This window comes from Hydrogenophaga sp., assembly GCF_030656115.1.
Lineage (GTDB): Bacteria > Pseudomonadota > Gammaproteobacteria > Burkholderiales > Burkholderiaceae_C > Hydrogenophaga.
On sequence record NZ_JAUSOO010000088.1, the window covers coordinates 1 to 3,430 of the forward strand.

The 3,430-nt window shown below is 60.1% G+C and carries 3 protein-coding genes; all 3 read right to left on the reverse strand.

What is annotated here, in order from left to right:
- Window positions 1-801: elongation factor Tu (locus Q7J58_RS12235; protein WP_304828205.1), on the reverse strand; the 801-nt coding region annotated here is incomplete at its 3' end.
- Between the two features lie 167 nt (window positions 802-968).
- A complete protein-coding gene (gene fusA, locus Q7J58_RS12240; RefSeq protein ID WP_304828208.1) occupies window positions 969-3,071 on the reverse strand; it encodes an elongation factor G in 2,103 nt (700 codons plus the stop codon).
- 80 nt (window positions 3,072-3,151) lie between these two features.
- The coding region (gene rpsG / locus Q7J58_RS12245) for a 30S ribosomal protein S7 (protein WP_304828212.1) at window positions 3,152-3,430 on the reverse strand (279 nt) is incomplete at its 5' end.

Here is a 3,430-nt window from a genome sequence, read left to right on the forward strand (position 1 = left end):
CAGCTTGCGGAACATTTCCACGCCGGTGCAGGTGGTCTTCTGGGTGTCAGCGATACCGACGATTTCGATTTCTTCGCCGACCTTGACGATGCCGCGCTCGATACGGCCGGTCACGACGGTGCCGCGGCCGGAGATGGAGAACACGTCTTCCACGGGCATCAGGAAGGCACCATCCACCGCGCGGTCGGGCGTGGGGATGTAGGTGTCCAGCGCGTCAGCCAGCTTCATGATGGCCTCTTCACCCAGAGGACCCTTGTCGCCTTCGAGGGCGAGCTTGGCCGAACCATGGATGATGGGGGTGGCGTCGCCAGGGAAGTCGTACTTGTCGAGCAACTCGCGCACTTCCATTTCGACCAGCTCAAGCAGCTCGGCGTCATCGACCATGTCGCACTTGTTCAAGAACACGATGATGTAGGGAACGCCCACCTGGCGGGCCAGCAGGATGTGCTCACGGGTCTGGGGCATCGGGCCGTCAGCGGCCGAGCACACCAGAATGGCGCCGTCCATCTGGGCGGCACCGGTGATCATGTTTTTCACATAGTCGGCGTGACCGGGGCAGTCCACATGGGCATAGTGGCGGTTGGCCGTTTCGTATTCCACGTGGGCGGTGTTGATGGTGATGCCGCGGGCTTTTTCTTCGGGAGCCGCATCGATCTGGTCGTAGGCCTTGGCTGCGCCGCCAAACTTGGCCGCCAACACGGTGGTGATGGCCGCGGTCAGGGTGGTCTTGCCATGGTCAACGTGACCAATGGTGCCGACGTTGACGTGCGGCTTGGTCCGCTCAAATTTCTCTTTTGCCATTTTTCAATTCCTTAGAAAGAACAAGCCCGTGTCACTGGTTTTAGGTCTGCACCACACTGCTGGTTCGCCCCGCACGGGGACAGGGCGGCGCGTGATCGCAGACCGGCTAAATCTTGCTCACATCCAAAGAGGTTGAATCCTTGGATTGAGGGCTTTCAAGCGGTCGATTACTTGGCGCGCGAGGCGACGATGGCCTCTGCCACGTTGCGCGGTGCTTCCGAGTAGTGCTTGAATTCCATCGTGTAGCTGGCGCGGCCTTGCGTGGCCGAACGCAGCGAGGTCGAGTAACCGAACATTTCGGACAGCGGTACTTCAGCCCGGATGGCCTTGCCGCCACCGACCATGTCGTCCATGCCCTGCACCATGCCTCGACGGCTGGAGAGGTCGCCCATCACAGTACCGGCGTAGTCTTCAGGCGTCTCGACTTCCACAGCCATCATCGGCTCAAGAATAACGGGCTGGGCCTTGCGGCAGCCTTCCTTGAAACCAAAGATCGCGGCCATCTTGAAGGCGAGTTCGTTGGAGTCCACGTCGTGGTAAGAACCGAAGTGCAGCGTGACCTTCACGTCCACGACGGGGTAACCCGCCAGCACGCCTTGACCCAACGCTTCGATCACACCCTTTTCGACCGCAGGAATGTATTCGCGCGGAACCACGCCGCCTTTGATGGCGTCGACGAACTCAAAACCTTTGCCCGGCTCTTGCGGCTCGATCTTGAGCACGACGTGACCGTACTGACCTTTACCACCGGACTGGCGCACAAATTTGCCCTCGGCATCTTCGATGGTGCCACGGATCGTTTCGCGGTAAGCCACCTGGGGCTTGCCGACGTTGGCCTCCACACCGAATTCGCGGCGCATGCGGTCCACGATGATGTCCAGGTGCAACTCGCCCATACCGGCGATGATGGTCTGACCCGACTCTTCGTCGGTGCGAACGCGGAACGATGGATCTTCTGCAGCCAGACGGCCCAGAGCAATACCCATTTTTTCCTGGTCGGCCTTGGTCTTGGGTTCAACGGCCTGCGCAATCACGGGCTCGGGGAACACCATGCGCTCCAGCATGATGATGGCGGATGGATCGCACAGGGTTTCACCCGTGGTCACGTCCTTCAAGCCCACACAGGCGGCAATGTCACCGGCACGAATTTCTTCGACTTCCAGGCGGTTGTTGGCGTGCATCTGAACGATACGGCCGATGCGCTCTTTCTTGCCTTTGACCGCGTTGTACACGGTGTCGCCTTTTTTGATGACGCCGGAGTACACGCGCACAAAGGTCAGCTGGCCCACGAACGGGTCGGTCATCAGCTTGAACGCCAGCGCCGACAGCTTCTCTGAGTCATCGGCTTTGCGGGTGGTCGGCACCTCATCCTCGTCGGTACCCTTGACGTCTTCGATGTCCACCGGCGAGGGCAGCAATTCGATGACGGCGTCGAGCATGCGCTGAACACCTTTGTTCTTGAACGCCGTGCCGCACAGCATGGGCTGGATTTCGCAAGCCAGCGTGCGGGTGCGCAGACCGGCGGTGATCTCGTCTTCGGTCAGCGCTTCGCCGCCGAGGTACTTGTCCATCAACTCTTCGCTGGATTCAGCAGCGGCTTCCACCATCTTCTCGCGCCACTCTTCGGCGAGAGCAACCAATTCAGCGGGAATTTCGGTGAAGGTGAACTTCATACCCTGGGACGCTTCGTCCCAGATGATGGCTTGCATCTTGCGCAGGTCCACGACGCCCGTGAAATGCTCTTCGGCACCGATCGGGATCACGATAGGCACAGGATTGGCCTTCAGGCGCGTCTTCATCTGGTCAACGACCTTGAAGAAGTTGGCACCGGTGCGGTCCATTTTGTTCACAAAGGCCAGACGCGGCACTTTGTACTTGTTGGCCTGACGCCAGACGGTTTCGGACTGGGGCTGAACACCGCCCACAGCGCAGTACACCATGCAAGCGCCGTCCAAGACGCGCATGGAACGCTCCACCTCACTGGTGAAGTCCACGTGACCGGGAGTGTCGATGATGTTGAAGCGGTGCTCGGGGAAAGATCCGTCCATACCGCGCCAGAAGCAGGTGGTGGCCGCGGACGTGATCGTGATACCACGCTCTTGCTCCTGCTCCATCCAGTCCATGGTGGCAGCGCCGTCGTGCACTTCACCAATCTTGTGGTTCACGCCGGTGTAGAAAAGAATGCGCTCGGTGGTGGTGGTCTTGCCGGCGTCAATGTGGGCGGAAATACCGATATTGCGGTACCGCTCCAGTGGCGTAACTCGTGCCATGAAAATACTCCTGAATAAGGCAAGCCCGCCACCCTTTTTGGGGTCTGCGGGCTCGCTTGAACTGACGTTGGAAACCGGTCTTAGAAGCGGAAGTGGCTGAAGGCCTTGTTGGCTTCGGCCATGCGGTGCACTTCGTCACGCTTCTTCATGGCACCACCACGGCCTTCGGTGGCCTCAACCAGCTCGTTGGCCAGGCGCATGGCCATGGACTTTTCGCTGCGCTTGCGCGCGGCTTCTTTGATCCAGCGCATGGAGAGCGCCAGGCGGCGGACAGGACGCACCTCGACGGGCACCTGGTAGTTGGCACCACCCACGCGGCGGGACTTGACTTCCACCATGGGCTTGACGTTGTTGATGGC